12 protein-coding genes are annotated in these 17,890 nt (G+C 39.0%); 6 read left to right on the top strand and 6 right to left on the bottom strand.

The window, feature by feature from the left end:
- The first annotated feature begins 78 nt into the window (after nt 1-78).
- Both NSQ76_RS03925 and NSQ76_RS03920 read left to right on the top strand, forming a co-directional pair.
- Nucleotides 79-2,394: a glycosyl hydrolase family 65 protein gene (locus tag NSQ76_RS03925; protein ID WP_341052557.1), complete on the top strand. Its 2,316-nt coding sequence runs from the start codon at nt 79-81 to the stop codon at nt 2,392-2,394.
- A complete protein-coding gene (locus tag NSQ76_RS03920) occupies nt 2,391-3,395 on the top strand; it encodes an NAD-dependent epimerase/dehydratase family protein (protein WP_268416023.1) in 1,005 nt (334 codons plus the stop codon). Before NSQ76_RS03925 ends, NSQ76_RS03920 begins: the two co-directional genes overlap by 4 nt.
- Before the next feature lie 615 nt (nt 3,396-4,010).
- Here NSQ76_RS03920 and rlmD read toward each other — a convergent pair.
- Together rlmD and NSQ76_RS03910 are read right to left on the bottom strand one after the other, a co-directional pair.
- The gene (rlmD, locus tag NSQ76_RS03915) at nt 4,011-5,393 is read right to left on the bottom strand and encodes a 23S rRNA (uracil(1939)-C(5))-methyltransferase RlmD (protein ID WP_341052553.1); all 1,383 of its coding nucleotides are present in this window, start codon (nt 5,391-5,393) and stop codon (nt 4,011-4,013) included.
- A gap of 61 nt (nt 5,394-5,454) precedes the next feature.
- A complete protein-coding gene (locus NSQ76_RS03910) occupies nt 5,455-6,363 on the bottom strand; it encodes a diacylglycerol kinase (protein ID WP_024424554.1) in 909 nt (302 codons plus the stop codon).
- A gap of 182 nt (nt 6,364-6,545) precedes the next feature.
- On the opposite strand from NSQ76_RS03910, the gene NSQ76_RS03905 reads away from it, so the two are divergent.
- Nucleotides 6,546-7,499 (top strand): nucleoside hydrolase, encoded by a 954-nt coding sequence (locus NSQ76_RS03905; protein ID WP_034623068.1) that lies wholly within the window; start codon nt 6,546-6,548, stop codon nt 7,497-7,499.
- 30 nt (nt 7,500-7,529) lie between these two features.
- On the opposite strand, the gene NSQ76_RS03900 is transcribed toward NSQ76_RS03905, so the two are convergent.
- A complete protein-coding gene (locus tag NSQ76_RS03900; protein WP_341052548.1) occupies nt 7,530-10,727 on the bottom strand; it encodes an efflux RND transporter permease subunit in 3,198 nt (1,065 codons plus the stop codon).
- A 131-nt stretch (nt 10,728-10,858) separates the two neighbouring features.
- Here NSQ76_RS03900 and NSQ76_RS03895 point away from each other — a divergent pair, with 131 nt between their 5' ends.
- The gene (locus tag NSQ76_RS03895; RefSeq protein WP_025092652.1) at nt 10,859-11,704 is read left to right on the top strand and encodes a TetR/AcrR family transcriptional regulator; all 846 of its coding nucleotides are present in this window, start codon (nt 10,859-10,861) and stop codon (nt 11,702-11,704) included.
- A gap of 179 nt (nt 11,705-11,883) precedes the next feature.
- Here NSQ76_RS03895 and gatB read toward each other — a convergent pair whose 3' ends face one another.
- From gatB to gatC, 3 genes are read right to left on the bottom strand one after another with little or no spacing between them, the layout of a single operon-like run.
- Nucleotides 11,884-13,314: an Asp-tRNA(Asn)/Glu-tRNA(Gln) amidotransferase subunit GatB gene (gene gatB / locus NSQ76_RS03890; protein ID WP_341052545.1), complete on the bottom strand. Its 1,431-nt coding sequence runs from the start codon at nt 13,312-13,314 to the stop codon at nt 11,884-11,886.
- Between the two features lie 13 nt (nt 13,315-13,327).
- Nucleotides 13,328-14,785 carry an Asp-tRNA(Asn)/Glu-tRNA(Gln) amidotransferase subunit GatA gene (gatA, locus tag NSQ76_RS03885; protein WP_341052542.1) on the bottom strand — a complete coding sequence of 486 codons (1,458 nt, stop codon included), beginning with the start codon at nt 14,783-14,785 and terminating at the stop codon, nt 13,328-13,330.
- A 14-nt stretch (nt 14,786-14,799) separates the two neighbouring features.
- Nucleotides 14,800-15,090: an Asp-tRNA(Asn)/Glu-tRNA(Gln) amidotransferase subunit GatC gene (gatC, locus tag NSQ76_RS03880; protein WP_024424549.1), complete on the bottom strand. Its 291-nt coding sequence runs from the start codon at nt 15,088-15,090 to the stop codon at nt 14,800-14,802.
- Between the two features lie 422 nt (nt 15,091-15,512).
- Here gatC and putP point away from each other — a divergent pair, with 422 nt between their 5' ends.
- Together putP and NSQ76_RS03870 are read left to right on the top strand one after the other, a co-directional pair.
- Nucleotides 15,513-16,994 carry a sodium/proline symporter PutP gene (putP, locus tag NSQ76_RS03875; RefSeq protein ID WP_025092651.1) on the top strand — a complete coding sequence of 494 codons (1,482 nt, stop codon included), beginning with the start codon at nt 15,513-15,515 and terminating at the stop codon, nt 16,992-16,994.
- Nucleotides 16,995-17,161: 167 nt separating this feature from the next.
- A complete protein-coding gene (locus NSQ76_RS03870; RefSeq protein ID WP_024424547.1) occupies nt 17,162-17,854 on the top strand; it encodes an MgtC/SapB family protein in 693 nt (230 codons plus the stop codon).
- The last annotated feature ends 36 nt before the right edge of the window (nt 17,855-17,890 follow it).

Here is a 17,890-nt window from a genome sequence, read left to right as displayed (position 1 = left end):
TATTTTGACATTTCAATTCTAAATGTTATAATCAAACCATAATTTGTATATTCATTTAATAGTAAAGGAGGAAAAACAATGTGGTCAATAATCCAAGGTATCTATGAAGAAAGCAAAGATAGCTATTACGAAACTATATTTTCTTTATCTAATGGCTATGTAGGTGTAAGAAATACGTTAGATTTCGAATCAGAAACGGCATTACCCGGTGTTTTCTTTGCTAACATTTATGAGAATTCTTTAGTGACTAATAATGAAATTGTAAACGCACCCAATTGGTTAGACTTTGAAATTCTTATTAATAATAAAAAAATTAATCTTAATGCAATTAATATACTTAATTTTAAACGGCAATTAAATATGAAACTTGGTATAGTTAGTACTTACATGAAAATTAAGGATTGTGATGATAGAATAACCATAATTGAAAAAACTGATTTAGTACATGCTAAGAGATACCACAATTCATTGCTCTTTGGGAAAATAACAGCAGAAAATCATGCCTCTGATATTACAATAAGAACATTTTTCAACTTTTGTCAAGGAAATACTTATATGGGAGGTTCTGCAAACACACATGTTAAAACCCAACATATTAAGCATACAAATACTTTTTATGATGAAAATGTTCTCTACGTCGAGTTCGAAACAATATCCTCTAAACAAAAAATAGGACTTGCTCACGAATTCCAAACTAATGAAAGCTCCTCAAGGAGGTTTTTAAAAGAGAAATATAGAATAGGAGAAGAAATTACATTCAAATCAAATAATTCAGGAGTTTATAATTTTGTCAAGTATGTATCTTTCTACAACGAAAGTGATAATGTTAAGGATCTTAAAACATCTGTTCTAAATGAAATGAATGATATTACTTCTATTAAATTTAGTGACGTATTATTGGAACACTATGATATCTGGGAACAGAAGTGGGATTTATACAAGATTAATATAAAGGGTGACAAAAAAGCGCAACAAGGAGTTTTATTTAGTATTTTTCATCTATTACAAGCTGTATATCCATTAAATAATGGAACCAATATACCAAGTAGAGGTCTGACAAGCGAGTATCATCAAGGTCATTTTTTCTTCAATACTGAGATTTATTGCGTTCCTTATTTTACATATTTTGATCCTAACATTGCGAGATCACTTTTAACTTTTAGGTTTAATGGATTAACCGCAGCTCAAAATTTTGCAAAATCTAACGGAAAAGTTGGTGCAAGGTTTCCAGAACAATCAGACCCTTTTGGAAACCCTGCTGGTCCTGAGAAGTTTTATGATCTTATTAACATGGTTGAAATTGAAGAATGGACTGGCAGAGAATCGAAATTTATAGGAGCTCTGTGTGTTCATGCAATATACAAATACTATCTGTATAGTAAAGATAATGAATTTTTATTAAAAAAGGGGCTTCCAATATTAATTGAGGTTTCCAAGTATTATAACGATATTCTAGAATATAATGCTCAAAAAGATTATTACGAGATTAAAGAAGTAACAGGTCCTGATGAGTACCATATGCATGTAAATAATAGCTATTTTACTAATTATATGATCAAAGAAACACTTGAACTTTCCATCTCTTTAATTAATAGATTCAATTTTAATGAAACAAAAAATGTTATGGAAGAATATTCATTAAATAGAAATGATATTTATGAATGGAAACAAAAGATTCATAAAATTAAATTTCCCAAGGTTGAGAATGATATAATTGAACAATTTGATAACTATTTCGACTTAACAGATGCAATAATTACAAAATATGATGAAAATAAAAGACCAATTATTGAAGGGAAAATAAAAGTAATTGCTAGAAAATTACTAAATAATGATAATAAAATAATAAAGCAATCAGATGTTATAATGTTAATGTCGTTATTTAGAGAAAAATTTTCACATAAAACAAAATTAAAGAATTTTGAATACTATGAAAATAGAACAATTCATGAATCATCTCTTAGCACTAGCCATTCAGCTTTAATAGCTATTGATGTCAATAATATGGATAAAGCTTATGATTACTTTCTAAATAGTGTCCGATTTAATTTAGACTTCACTCCTAAAGAAAATTATATAAATGGTATACACCTTGCTGGAAATGCTGGAGGATTGTTAGTTTTACTAGAAGGATTCCTAGGTATAAAACCTATTGATGACATTTTATTCTTCAACCCTAATTTACCTGAATTTTGGGAGGAGTTATCACTAAAAATAAATTGGAGAGGTAACTTTTTTAGTTTTATAGTAAAACAAGATATAATCCACATTACTCCAGAAGAAATAAATGATTCGAGATTTATAATTTTCAACATTAATGGTGATGAAATGTATTTGGATAAGGAAAAATCTATAAGATATAATAATATTTTAAATATGGAGGAATGGTTATGAAAATACTTGTAACTGGAGGCGCCGGATATATTGGTAGCAAGTTGGTTCCCAAGCTTTTAGAAAAAGGATTTCATGTAAGAGTATTGGATTGGTTTCTGTTTGACGATAATATCTTTAAAAAATTAAAAACTGACAAATTAGAATTAATCAAAGGTGATTTGAGAAACAGTAGTATAATTAAAAAATGCATGCAAGGCATTGATATAGTTATTCATTTAGGGTGCCTTTCTAATGACCCTAGTTGTGATTTAGATGAAAAGTTGACAAGAAGTATTAATTTAGATGCAGGTATAAATATAATAAAAGAAGCTAAAAAAAATAGGGTTGCAAGATTTATTAATGCATCTTCCGCAAGTGTATATGGAATTAAGGATGAAAAAAATGTTACTGAGTCGTCAAAACTAGAGCCTATTACCCTTTATGCTAAGTATAAAGCGGATTTAGAAGAATTTCTTCACAAGCAAACTTCTGAAGACTTCAGTCCGGTTTCTTTAAGACCTGCTACAGTATGTGGGTACGCACCAAGGCTTAGATTAGATTTAACTGTGAATATTTTAACCCATCATGCCATTGCAAATAATAAAATTGTAGTTTATGGTGGAGAACAAAAACGACCGAACATCCATATAGATGATTTAGTCAATATATATCTTTTATTAACAGATGCACCAAAGGAAAAGATTCACAACCAAGTATTTAATGCAGGTTTTCAAAATTATAAAGTTATTGAAATAGCTAATTTAATAAAATCAGTACTCGGTCCTGATAAGATTAAAATTGAAATAACAGAAAACAATGATCATAGATCTTATCATATTTCGTCTGAAAAGATTAAAAACACATTTAACTTCTCACCTCAATATGATATAAAAGATGCTGTACTTGATTTAGTTAAAGCATTTGAAAATGGATTAGTAAAAAATCCAAACGATTTAAAGTATAGAAATGTGAAACATATACTGGAAAATAAAGACTTAATTAATAATAAAATCCTAGTTTAATTGAAGGGAATTCTGATGAAAAGGAACTGAAATTAATTTTCTTCTCTTAAAATATAACTGATTGGGAATTTATATACTCCAATACTCATTATATAAATTCCCAATGTTTTTGAAGCTTGTATTGTAGATTATATTTATTCTATGTAAGTGATTCATTAAGGAGATGGTTATAACAGATATCTAAACATTTTTTAATATTTGAATGTAAAAATAAAGTTGGACTTGATCAAATATACTCTAATAAAGGTATTTAGACATTAATATTTAAAATCTAACATAGCCAATAGCGATGTAAAATCTATATAAAATTCTATTTTTTGTCAATTCCATATAATCATTAATACAATTGTCAACAGACCAATATTATTATTATCAAAAATATCATCTGCAAACCTGATTGGAACGATAAATACATTTAAAAATACAAAACGACGACCACAATCATTTTCAACTGCAGTCGTGGTATCATCTTCTTGTCTTATTCTATTGCGTTCTCACACACCAGTTCACTTCCCGTTAAAACTTCAAAATGGTTTCTCATCACTTTTTTCCGTCCATTTTCACCATTTAGTAAAAAGTGTGCTTGTTTATAAAACGCTGTGAAGTTAAGGATTTCTACATAATTTTCCTTTGTATCAACGCTATAGCCTCCACATGACTCGTATGCGGAAACATATCCACAGGCTGCACTTCCTCTGTCACATACCCGCCATCTTCAAGAATGCGCAAATCACGAGCAAGCGTACCTGGATTACAGGAAACATAAACAACACGGTTTGGTTTCATCTTTAAAATGGTGTCAAGCAGTGCTTCGTCACAGCCTTTTCTAGGCGGATCGACAACTAGCGTGTCTGCTTTGATGCCTTCTTTGTACCAGTTTGGGATGACTGTTTCAGCTTCCCCAACTGCGAATTCAACGTTATCGATTCCGTTTAAGGCAGCATTGCGTTTTGCATCTTCAATTGCTTCTGGGACAATTTCAACGCCATATACTCTGCCTGCTTTTTGTGCGAGAAATAAGGAAATCGTACCGATTCCGCAGTAAGCATCGATGACGGTTTCTTCGCCTTGCAGCTCTGCATATTCAAGCGCTTTGTCATAAAGCACCTTTGTTTGGGCTGGATTCACTTGATAAAATGAGCGGGCCGAAATGGCAAATTTGATGTCGCCAATCGTGTCATAAATGTATTCTTCGCCCCATAAAACGGTTGTTTCGTCTCCGAAAATGACATTTGTTTTCTTTGAATTCACGTTTTGTACAATTGACCGAATATGTGGGAAGCGTGCTATAATCTGCTCAATCACCTGCTGCTTTTGCGGAAAGTCAGCTGTTCTAGTAACAAACACAATCATCATTTCACCTGTTGCAATGCCGTAGCGAACCATCACATGACGCAGCCAGCCTTTGTGCCGCTCTTCGTTATATGCTTTGATGCCAAACGCATTGCATATGTCTTTTACTGCCTGTACCACTTCGTCGTTTTCTGACTGTTGAATCAAACATTTTTCCATATCAATGATTTCATGGGTACGCTGCTGATAAAAACCTGCAACAAGTCCGCCTTCTCGTTCGCCAACTGGAACTTGTGCTTTGTTTCGGTAATTCCAAGGGTCTTCCATGCCGAGTACAGGATGAACTTTTACACGGCTCATATCAAGCTTGCCGATCCGCTCTAAAACGTCCTTTACTTGTTTCTGTTTGAATAGCAGCTGGCCTTCATAGCTCATATGCTGAATTTGACAGCCGCCGCACTGTTTGTAAATGGGACATGGCGCATCTTGCCTGTGCTGACTTTCCTTTGTCAGCTCCATGAGTCGTCCAAAAGCAAATCCTTTTTTGACTCGTGTGACTTTGATTTTCCCTTGTTCGTCAGGAAGGGCATTCGGTACAAAGACAGGGAATCCTTCAATTTTCGCTACACCTGCACCTTCATGCGTTAAGTCTTCGAAGGTTACATTGTAGTATTCATTCTTTTCAACAGGCGGTTTCATTTTCACCAACTTTATCACCTCATTTGCAAAGAAAAACTTGGCCGCCATAAGGAACCAAGTTCAGTCTTCACCCTATTTTTTCAGCTGTTGCTTTTGGCACAATAAATTCAATATGGCGATACAGGTTTTCAAATTCACCTGGCAGCATGCCGCCGTATTCACCATCTAAATTCAATTGCATTTTATCTTTTACATCTACCTTCACGCGATTCGCTTTTGCGTAGATGACATTGTTATCATGAATATGCTCGCCTCTGAGTGCAAGGCTGACCACTCGAATGGCTTCTGCTAAATTGACCTTCTTTAGAATGATCAGGTCAAACATCCCATCATCTAAAATGGAATCTGGCGCTAGTTTTTCAAAGCCGCCTACTGAGTTTGTGAGTGAAACAAGAAACAGCATGATTTCTCCATGAAACAATTTGCCGTCATATTCAATTTCGACTTCTGTCGGGCGGATAGAAGGAAGCATCTCCATGCCTTTTAAATAATAAGCAAGCTGTCCAAGCATGGTCTTCAGCTTACTAGGCACCTCATAGGTGAGCTCTGTTAACCGGCCGCCGCCAGCAATATTAATAAAATAATGGCCATTGACTTTACCGATATCAAGCGGCTTCGCTACACCCTCAATAATGGCATCTGTCGCTTTTAAAACACCTTCTCGTGGAATGCCAAGTGCTCTTGCGAAGTCATTTGTCGTTCCAACTGGAATAATTCCTAGTTTCGGTCTTTTTTCAAGCGGTGCTAGTCCGTTGACGACTTCATTGATCGTGCCGTCTCCACCTGCTGCTACAATTAAATCAAAATCTCTCTGTGCGGCTTTTTCTGCTGCTTGCGTGGCATCTCCTGCACATGTCGTCGCATGACAAGAAGTTTCATAGCCAGCTTGTTCAAATTTTTGCAAAACCTGCGGTAAATTCTTCTTGAAGAGTTCACGCCCAGATGTCGGATTGTATATAATTCGAGCACGTTTCATTCATCATCATCCTATATTCATTATGCAATCTATTTTCACCACTAACAACCTTTAATTATACTATGAGATTTGAAAATGGCAACAAAACAACCACCTAATTATGTGAAATCTCCTAGCCAATCTCCCTCAGCAAGAAAGCATTCTGATAAGATAAAAGAAAACGCTGTAAAGGATGATATGCGATGAAAAAGCCTGTCTATTTTAATCATGACGGCGGTGTTGATGACCTCGTCTCTTTATTTCTTCTCCTTCAAATGGAACATGTGAAAGTCATCGGAATGTCTGTGATTCCTGCTGATTGTTATTTAGAGCCTGCTCTCAGTGCATCTCAAAAAATCATTGATCGCTTTAGTCCTTATGAAATTGAAGTTGCTGCTTCAACTTCTAGAGGCGTCAATCCATTTCCAAAGGAGTGGCGTATGCATGCTTTTTATGTAGATGCTCTGCCAATTTTAAATGAAAAAGGTACTGTTGATACAAAAGTGTCCAAGCTGCCAGCACACCTTCACTTGATTGAAACGGTTAAGAAGGCAAAAGAACCTGTCACCCTGCTCTTTACTGGTCCGCTCACAGATCTTGCACGCGCTTTAGAAGAAGATCCTTCGATCTCTAATAAAATTGAGAAATTGGTGTGGATGGGCGGCACGTTCCTTGAAAAAGGCAATGTTGAAGAACCCGAGCATGATGGGACAGCAGAATGGAATGCCTTTTGGGACCCTTATGCTGTCAGCACTGTCTTTCAGGAACCGTTTCCTATTGAAATGGTCGCGCTTGAAAGTACAAATCAAGTCCCGCTTACACTTGATGTACGTCAGCGCTGGGCTTCTCTTCGTTCTCATATTGGAATAGATTTTATCGGACAGTGCTACGCCTTTTGTCCGCCGCTCATTCATCATGAAACGAACTCGACTTACTACTTATGGGACGTGCTGACAACGATCACTCTTGCTTCCTCATCATTTACTCGCTCAAAAGAAGTGAACGCAATCGTTTATACCGAAACGCCTAGACAAGGTCGCACTGAAGAGCATCCAGATGGAAAATCAATTCAAGTGATTGACCATGTCGATCGTGATGCCTTTTTCCACGCATTTGAAGAGCTTATGAGAAAAGCTGTTTGTCAGATTTCAAAATAAAAAAGCCCCGCTCATTGGCGGGGCTTCCTCTTACTCTTCTTCTGCGTACTTTTTCTTACGTCTAAACTTGCTTAACATTTCATACACGATTGGAACGATAACCAATGTGAGAAGCGTAGAACTTGTTAAACCGCCAATTACGGTAACACCAAGTCCTTTTGATACGATTTGGCTTCCGCCTTCAAATCCTAATGCGAGTGGCAGCAGTGCACCAATTGTCGCAAGTGCCGTCATTAAGATTGGACGTAATCTTGTTGTACCTGCTTCAAGTAACGCTTCTCTTGTTGAGAGACCTTCTTGTTCTTTATGAATCACTCGGTCAATCAAGACAATGGCATTAGTTACAACGATACCGATCAGCATGAGCAATCCAATCATGGCATTTAAGCTGATGGTTTCTTTTGCTATAAACAATCCAAGCAGCGCACCAATAATCGTAAATGGCAGTGAGAAAAGAATCGCAAATGGTGCAAGACCTCCGCCAAATGTGATGACGAGAACGAGATACACAATGGCAATCGCTGCAAGCATTGCAAGGCCAAGCTGTGTAAAGGATTCTTGGATATCCGCACTTACGCCGCCTGTGTCAATCGTTACGCCAGATTTTAGATCAAGCTTGTCGACTTTCTTCTGAACATCCTGCGTTACACTTGAGACGTCGTCTGTTGTCATGTCACCAGACACTTCTGCGTAGATTTTTCCATCACGTTTTGTCACCGTATTTGCTGTCGTACCATCTTTTACTTTGACGACATCACCAATTCGGACTTCTTGCCCTGTTGGTGTAGTGATCTTTTTGTTTTCTAAATCTTTTTTGCTCTTATATTCATCTTTTTCCGTTTGAAGCTTCACATCAAGTTCTTTGCCGTCCTCTGTGACTTTCGTCAGTGTTGTTTCACTATTTTGAGGTGCAATCGCTTGAGCGATTTGTGAAGCAGTTAGACCTAGTTTCGCCAGTTTTTCTTGATCTGCATTAAACGTATATTCGTCGTATTTCTCAGATAAGCTTGTGCTGACATTTTTCAGGTTTTTCTCATCTTTTAAGATGTTCTCAACATCTTTTACTGTGCCTTCAATATCACTTGCTTTGTCCCCGTACACATAGTATGTCACGGTATTATTTGCACCAGCAGATGAGAAGTTTTGTGATTTCCATTCCCCTTTAGACGCTTTGTCTTGAAGAGCTTTGACCACGCGGTCTTTTTCTTTATCAAAGTTTGGCGTGTCATCATCATATTGTACGAAGAATAACGCACCGTTAGAGTTACCGCCAACACTTGCGGTCATAGCATTTGAAGAGCCTAGTGAATACTGAACTGTATTGACATGATCCCGTTTCATCAAATATTCTTCAGCTTTTTTCGTTTCATCAATTGCTTGCTCTCTCGTTTGTCCAGGTTCAGGTGTATATGTCACCATGGCCGTTTTCTCTGCTTCCTGTGGTAAGAAGCTGACACCGACAAGTGGTGCTAAGAATAAGCTTCCGACAAGCATAAGAATGGCAATTCCTGATGTGATCCATTTATGGTTGAGTGTCCAATTAAGTACACGTCTATAACCGCCAGCAAGCTTGCTTGGTTTATGTTCTTTTACCTTTTTCGCTGTGCCGTACAGGTTCTTTTTAAATAGAGTGTGTGCCATCATTGGAACAATTGTAATAGCGACAAGCAGTGAAGCAAGTAACGCAAACACAATCGTTAAGGCAAATGGGATGAATAGTTCACCAATCATTCCACCTACTAATGCTAACGGTAAGAATACCGCAATTGTCACAATCGTCGAAGACATGATTGGGATAAACATTTCTTTTGTGGCTTCTCTGACGAGTGCCTTGCCTTTTAACGGTTCATCCTTTAACGCCATTCGTCGATAGATGTTTTCTATGACCACTATCGAGTCATCGACAACACGCCCGATGGCGACGGTCATGGCACCAAGTGTCATAATATTTAATGTGATATCCAGCTGATTTAATATTAAAACAGCAATCAACAGAGATAACGGTATGGAAATGACCGAGATTAATGTTGATTTGATATCTCTCAGGAACAATAGAATGATAATGATCGCAAAGATCGCTCCGATGATCGCCTTGTTCAGCATTGTGCTGACAGACTCTTTAATCGGCTCTGCTTGATCATATGTGGTGCTTACATTAATACCTTTGTTGTCTTTTTTGAATTTCTCAAGCTCTTTTGTCACTTCTTCTGCTACACTCACTGTGTTGGCATCAGAGCCTTTAACAATTTGCAGACCGATACTGTCTTTTCCATTCGTTCTAGAGATCGATTCAGCATTTTTTACGACTTTAATATCTGCTATCTCAGATAGCTTGATCGTCGGCAGCTCTACAGATTGACTGCTTGCTGCACCTCCACCTGCTTGCTGCTGACTTGCACTTCCAGCCTGCTGCTCCGCACCTTGGTTTTCTGAACCGTTAGAAGGTGCACCAGCTCCAGCGCTTCCCGCACTGCCGCCTGCACTTGGTGTGACTGGAATGCGCATGTTTTTCAAATCTTTGACGCTTAAAATATTGCCGTCCACGACAACTGATTTTTGTTTGTTGCCAAATGTGTATAGACCTAGTGGTACATTCACATCAGAGCCTTTGATCATGTTTTGGACGGTATCTTCATCTAGACCGTATTCTTTCAATTTCTTTTGTTTAAACGAAAATTCTACTTCTTTGATTTGCTGTCCTGAAGTTTCGACAGAAGAAACACCGTCTAATCCTTGAAGTGAAGGAACGAGATCATTTTCTACTTTTTGTGTAAGGTCTTGTAATGATTCTTTATCACCAGAGACACTTAGGGCTAGGATTGGAATCGCATTAATACTAAAGCGTGCGATTTTAGGTTTTTCTGCATTTTCAGGGAAATCGATATTGCTAATCGCATCTTCAATTTCCTTTTTTGCTTCATCCATGTCTTTGTTGTAATCGTACTCGATTTGAATGGATGATGCATTTTCAAATGAATTAGAAGTGACCACGCTGACCCCATTGAGGTTTTGAATCGATTTTTCAATTGGATCTGTCACCTTATCTGATACTTCGTCCGGCGTTGCGCCAGGGTACGTTGTAGAAACCGTAATGACTGGCGTGTTGATATTCGGGATTGATTCTTGTTTCATATTCAATCCGGCATATAGACCAGCAACTGTTACGATAATCGTCATGAGCCATACAGCGAACTTATTCTTTAATACAAAATTGATGATCGAATTCATTATATCCTCCATTTTCCTTTATGTATTGACTGACTGGTCATTCTATATCATAATAAACGGTGATATACAATGCCGTCAACCATTTCACTTGCGTTTGACGTAACATTCTAAAGCTGAAGGGGCCTTATTTCATGAACGAAAAAAAAGAAAAAATCATTAAAGCAAGCATCCAATTGTTTGCGAAAAAGGGTTTTTCTTCTACGACCATTCAGGAAATTGCAGATGAATGCGGAATATCAAAAGGCGCATTTTATTTACATTTCAAATCAAAAGAACAGCTTTTCAACCGAGCGTTTGAATATTATATCGACACTTCGATGCAAACTATCGAAATGATTCGAAAAGAGAATCAGCATCTCGCGCCGAGAGAGATCTTTCAGAAACAAATCGCTGAACAGTTCCAGCATTTTGCTGAGAACAAGGATTTTATCATTCTGATCCTCAGCGAGAACATTATTCCGGAAAACCAGCAGATTAAAAAGTATTCAAAAACTGTGAAAAAGCAAATGAACGATGAAATTCAAATTTCCATCTTGACCACTTATGGACAGGAGATCGAACCATATGTAACTGACCTGTCAGTCATGATCCAAGGCATTATCCAATCATATGTGCAGGTTCTGCTTTTACAGGATCAAATGCAATTATCATTTGATGAGCTCTCATCCTTTATACTCGAACGGTTTGATGATCTGGTCCACGGCTTGCTTCGTTCTCAGACGAAACCGATTTTGAAGCAAACCATTTGGGATGATGAAGCGCCGAGTGCTGCTTCCCTTCAAGAGGAGCTACGTTCGTTAAAGCTTGAGCATCTGCTTTCAGATGATACTGTTGTATCCATTGAAGTGATTGAAGAAGAGCTGGCTAAAGCTGAACCTCGTAAGCCAGTCATCCAAGGGATGCTGACGAATTTAGAAAAGTGTGAGGACCCTGCTGTTCTTAGAGCAGTTGAGCAATTGAAGCTGTTTCTTCAGTAACATGACGTGCTGTTTTCGATTTAGCTCACCTTTCCCCTTCGAATGTGCACTTTCGCTTATGCTTCATTATAAGAAAAGATTCTCTAAATTGATATACGGCGGTGGTCTGAATCTATGATAAGACCCTGTCATTTCAAGCAAAAAAAAACCGCCTATTACATAAGGCGGTTTTTTGCGATTTAGCGCTTTTTGATTTCTTCAAGGAGAATCTTGTTCACCATCGGTGGGTTAGCTTGGCCCTTCGATGCTTTCATGATTTGTCCGACTAAGAAGCCAATCGCGCGGTCTTTACCATTTTTAAAGTCTTCAATGGATTGCGGGTTGTTATCAAGTGCTTCTGTAACAAGTTTAAGCAGCGCACCTTCGTCAGAAATTTGGACAAGTCCTTTTTCTTTGACGATTGTTTCTGCATCTCCCCCATTTTCAATGAGCTCTTTGAATACCTTTTTCGCAATCTTTGAGGAAATTGTTCCTTTTTCAATGAGCTTGATCATGCCAGCAAGTCCTTGCGGAGTTAGCTTTGTATCGTCCAGCTCTTTTTGAGCAGAGTTTAAGTAAGCAGACACTTCACCCATGAGCCAGTTCGATGCTTGCTTCGCTTCTGCACCTTCTGAAATGGTCGCTTCAAAGAAATCAGACATTTCTTTCGTCAGCGTGAGTACCATTGCATCGTATGCAGGCAGTCCAAGCTCATCGATATAGCGTTTGCGGCGCTCGTCTGGAAGCTCTGGAATCGATGCTCTTACGCGTTCTTTCCACTCGTCATCAATGTACAGTTCCACCAAATCTGGTTCTGGGAAGTAGCGGTAATCATCAGATCCCTCTTTGACACGCATAAGGATCGTTTTTTTAGACGCTTCGTCATAACGGCGGGTTTCCTGTTCGATCAAGCCGCCAGAAAGCAATACTTGCTCTTGACGCTTTTCTTCGAATTCAAGGCCTTTTTGTACGAAAGCGAATGAGTTCAAGTTTTTGAGCTCTGTCTTTGTACCAAACTCTTCACGGCCGATTGGGCGAAGAGAAATGTTGGCATCACAGCGAAGTGAGCCTTCTTCCATTTTACAGTCAGAAACGCCTGTATATTGAATAATGGATTTTAATTTTTCTAAGTAAGCATACGCTTCTTCTGGTGTGCGAATATCTGGCTCAGATACGATTTCAACTAGCGGTGTGCCTTGACGGTTGAAATCGACGAGTGAGTAACCGTCGCCTGTGTGCGTCAGTTTCCCAGCATCCTCTTCCAAATGAAGACGCGTAATACCGATTCGTTTTGTTATGCCTTCTACTTCAATTTCAATCCAGCCGTTTTCACCGATCGGTTTATCAAATTGAGAAATTTGATACGCCTTTGGGTTATCAGGATAGAAGTAGTTTTTACGGTCAAATTTTGTATCTGTTGCGATTTCACAGTTCAGCGCCATGGCCGCTTTCATCGCAAAGTTCACCGCTTCTTTGTTCAGTACAGGCAATACGCCAGGATATCCAAGGTCGATGACACTTGTTTGCGTGTTGGCAGCTGCACCAAAAGGTGTCGGCGAGCTTGAGAAAATTTTCGATTGTGTTTTTAGCTCTACGTGGACTTCAAGTCCAATTACCGTTTCAAAGTTCATTCTGATTCACCCCTTACAGTTCAGGTTTTGCTTTATGATGATCTGTTGCTTGCTCAAAAGCGTGAGCCACGCGGTACACTGTTCCTTCGTCAAAGTGCTTGCCGATGATCTGCAGTCCTAACGGAAGGCCATTTGCAAATCCACAAGGCACACTGATTCCTGGAACGCCTGCAAGGTTAACAGGGATGGTTAAAATATCGTTTGCATACATGGTTAGCGGGTCGCTTGTCTTTTCACCAATGTTAAATGCAGGAGTCGGTGTTGTTGGTCCTACAATGACATCATACTTTTCGAAAACATCTTCAAAGTCTTTTTTGATCAATGTACGGACTTTTTGTGCTTTTTTATAGTACGCATCGTAATATCCTGAGCTTAGCGCGAATGTACCAAGCATGATGCGGCGCTTCACTTCGTCTCCAAAGCCTTCAGAACGAGTATTTTTGTATAAATCAATCAGGTTGTCTGCATTATCTGTACGGTAGCCATAGCGGATGCCGTCAAAACGAGCAAGGTTTGCAGATGCTTCTGAAGAAGACAGTAAGTAGTAAGTCGCAAGCGCATATTTAGAGTGCGGAAGAGATACTTCTTCCCACGAAGCACCAAGTCCTTCTAATACTTTTAACGCTTGAAGAACAGAATCTTTTGCTTCCTCGCCAACGCCTTCGCCAAGGTATTCTTTCGGCACAGCAATTTTCAAGCCTTTGATGTCGCCAGTTAATGAAGAAAGAAAATCTGGGACATCGACATTTGCACTTGTTGCGTCCATTTGATCGACACCTGCAATCGCTTGAAGAACATATGCGTTGTCTTCTACATTACGTGTAATCGGACCAATTTGGTCTAATGATGAAGCAAATGCGATTAATCCGTATCTGGATACACGGCCATATGTCGGCTTAAGACCGACAACCCCGCAGAAAGATGCCGGCTGACGAATAGAACCGCCTGTATCTGAACCAAGTGAGAACGGTACTTCACCTGCCGCAACAGAAGCTGCTGATCCACCGCTTGATCCGCCTGGAACAGTGTTTAAATTCCACGGGTTTTTCGTCGCTTTGTAGCCTGAGTTCTCTGTAGAAGATCCCATTGCGAATTCGTCCATATTTAATTTACCAATTGTGACTGCTTCAGCGTCTCTTAGGCGGTTCACAACGGTTGCATCATAAATTGGATCAAAGTTTTGCAGGATTTTACTTGAAGCTGTAGTACGCAAATCCTTTGTAACAATGTTATCTTTCACACCGATCGGCATACCGAACAATAGGCCAAGCTCGTCCTTTTCACCAACTGCCTCGTCCAATTCCTTTGCATACGCACGTGCTTTCTCTTCGTCCAGTGCGAGGAATGCTTGTACTTTTCCGTCTACTTCATTGATTCGTTTATAAGACTCGTCCACTAAATCAGAAACAGACAGTTCCTTTTTATGTAAAAGCTCTTTTAATTCAGAAATTTTGTGATCAAACAGTGACATGTCTCGGGCCTCCTTTAGTCCAAAATTGATGGCACACGAATATAGCCGTCTTTATGATCAGGCGCGTTTTTGACGACTGCCTCAATGGAAAGACCTTTATTCGGAACATCTTCTCTCATGACGTTTTTCATTTTTAATACGTGTGTAGTAGGTTCAACGTTTTCCGTATCTACCTCGTTTAACTGCTCTGCAAATGAAATGATGCTATCAAGCTGTTCTGTAAACATCTCAGCTTCTTCTTCTGTAATCGCAAGCCTTGCTAAATGGGCAACGTGCTTGACTTCTTCTATTGAAATTCTTGACATGCAGGTTCACCTCCAAAAATGATGCGTACTCGTGGTCATGATCATAAGTCATATACACTTTATCATATCAAATTTTACTGTTCTAAAGCAACTTTACGCAGGTGCCGTGAAAGGTTCGTTCTCTTGAAAACCTCTTTTTATCAAACCAATAAAGGAAATATTCATCAGGTGACTTTTATTTTTCAGAAAATTTTTACTTTTGTTTATTTTTGTAATCGCTTACACATTGATTCTTATCACCGATCTGTCCATTTTTCCTTCAAAATGAAGAGGTTTAGGCAGGTTGATCACTTGGGAATACTCTGTTAGGTTAAGTAACCATAGCAGTGAGCGGGACAGTCAAGCAAAAAAGCTGCCTTCGCACTTCTGTATATTTTGATTGAGGTGATGTCAAATTAATACGAAAAAGGTGAGAACACAAAATGAGTATTGAAGTTACAATTTCCTTATCTATTTATTTTATCGGGATGCTTGCCATTGGTTGGTATGCATTCAGGAAAACACATGATTTAAATGATTATATGCTTGGCGGACGCGGGCTTGGCCCATTCGTTACAGCCCTTTCAGCAGGTGCTGCGGACATGAGCGGATGGATGCTGATGGGTGTGCCAGGTGAAATGTATAAAACGGGTTTATCGACAGCCTGGCTTGCGATTGGTTTAATCGTTGGTGCTTACTTGAACTACCTCATTCTTGCACCTCGTTTACGTTCTTATACAGAGATTGCGGATGATGCGATTACGATTCCTGATTTCTTTGATAAACGCTTCAAAGGTTCATCTGCTTTATTAAAAGCTGTTTCAGCCGTCATCATTTTAATTTTCTTTACCCTGTATACATCGTCTGGGATGGTATCAGGCGGACGTTTATTTGAGTCAGCATTCGGTGCTCACTACATGTTTGGACTGATTTTGACGTCAAGTATTGTCATTTTGTATACATTGTTCGGCGGTTTTTTGGCAGTGAGCTTAACGGACTTTGTCCAAGGAGCTATCATGTTTTTAGCATTAGTGCTCGTGCCGATCGTTGCCTTTACACAATTAGGCGGACCTGTTGCTACATTCCAAGATATTCAACAGATTGACCCTAAATTGCTTGATATTTTTAGAGGAACGAGCGTCATTGGCATTATTTCCTTCCTTGCTTGGGGACTAGGTTACTTTGGACAGCCGCATATTATTGTGCGCTTTATGGCCATTACGTCCGTTAAAGATTTAAAACCAGCACGCCGAATCGGAATGAGCTGGATGATTATTTCAGTGATTGGATCACTGTCTGTCGGTTTAGTGGGTGTTGCCTATGTTCATGAAACGGGTATGAACCTGGCTGACCCAGAAACCATCTTTATCGTCTTTTCTAAAGTATTGTTCCATCCATATATCACTGGATTTTTACTTTCTGCCATTTTAGCTGCGATTATGAGTTCAATTTCGTCTCAGCTGCTTGTCACAGCAAGTGCCATGACAGAGGATCTATACAGAACGTTCTTTAGAAAAACAGCATCAGACAAAGAGCTCGTCATGATTGGCCGGATGTCTGTACTCGTTGTCGCTGTAATTGCTCTCTGCCTTTCACTTAACCCAAGTGATACCATTCTTGACCTTGTCGGTTATGCGTGGGCAGGATTTGGTTCTTCATTTGGTCCAGTCATCTTGCTTTGCCTATACTGGAAACGAATGAATCATCACGGTGCCCTAGTTGGAATGATCGTTGGTGCGGTTGTGGTTCTGACATGGATTACAACTGGCCTCAACCATGCGACAGGTATTTATGAAATGATTCCAGGCTTTACGCTTAGTGGATTAGCTGCCATTATTGTGAGCTTGTTGACAAGTAAGCCGTCAAAAGCATCAAAACAGCTTTTCAACAAAATGGAAGATCATCTTGAGGAAGAAACAAAATAAAGAATTGAAGAGTCATCTGCCCTATGCGGATGACTCTCTTTTTAAATAAAATAAAAAGCTTTTCTTTCTTCAGAAACTGAATAAAATAAGAGTTGTGCAGCCATATGGGCTGTGAGAAGATCATATACATGTTGTGAAACGTACATGAAGTGAAAGGAGCGATATGCATGTTTTGGACAATTGAATGGGATACAGTCTTAAAATTAGCCGTGGCCACCTTAATCGGTCTGATTATCGGGCTTGAACGAGAGCTGAAGAAAAAGCCCCTCGGCTTAAAAACGTGTATTGTCATTGCTGTCAGCTCCTGCGTCTTAACCATCATCAGCATTGATGCAGCCTACAATTTCCCTCGAGTCTCTAAGCTTCAAATGGACCCACTCAGGTTACCGGCGCAAATTATATCTGGTGTTGGTTTTATTGGAGCAGGTGTGATTCTTCGAAAAAGCAATGATGTCATCTCAGGTCTCACGACTTCTGCGATGATCTGGGGAGCAGCAGGGCTTGGGGTTGCAACAGGTGCAGGGTTTTATAAAGAAGCCTTCCTCAGTCTTTTCTTTATTCTCATTAGTGTCGAATTCCTGCCATGGCTCTTCCAGCGGATCGGACCGATTCGCCTGCAGGAAAAAGAAATCCGCATCAGAATGTCTCTTTCTGACAGAAACCGCATGACCGATATTTTAAAAGAAATGAAAGCCCTCAATATCCGCATTCATTCTGTACGAATTGATGATTTAAAAGAAAAGGACTATCCGATCATGGAAGTACGCGTACGTGTGCATAAAGACCGCTATACAACCGATGTGTACTTTGATATTAAAGATCTAGAAGGCGTCGTTGGCGTGAAGTGTGATACGGTATAAAAGGTGATGAGACAAAAGGCTCATCACCTTTTTTAT

The organism is Bacillus sp. FSL M8-0256, assembly GCF_038005765.1.
Taxonomy (GTDB): Bacteria; Bacillota; Bacilli; order Bacillales; family Bacillaceae; genus Bacillus; species Bacillus safensis.
The sequence above is the reverse complement of the archived record's forward strand: the minus strand, read 5'-3'. Positions and strand labels throughout refer to the sequence as shown.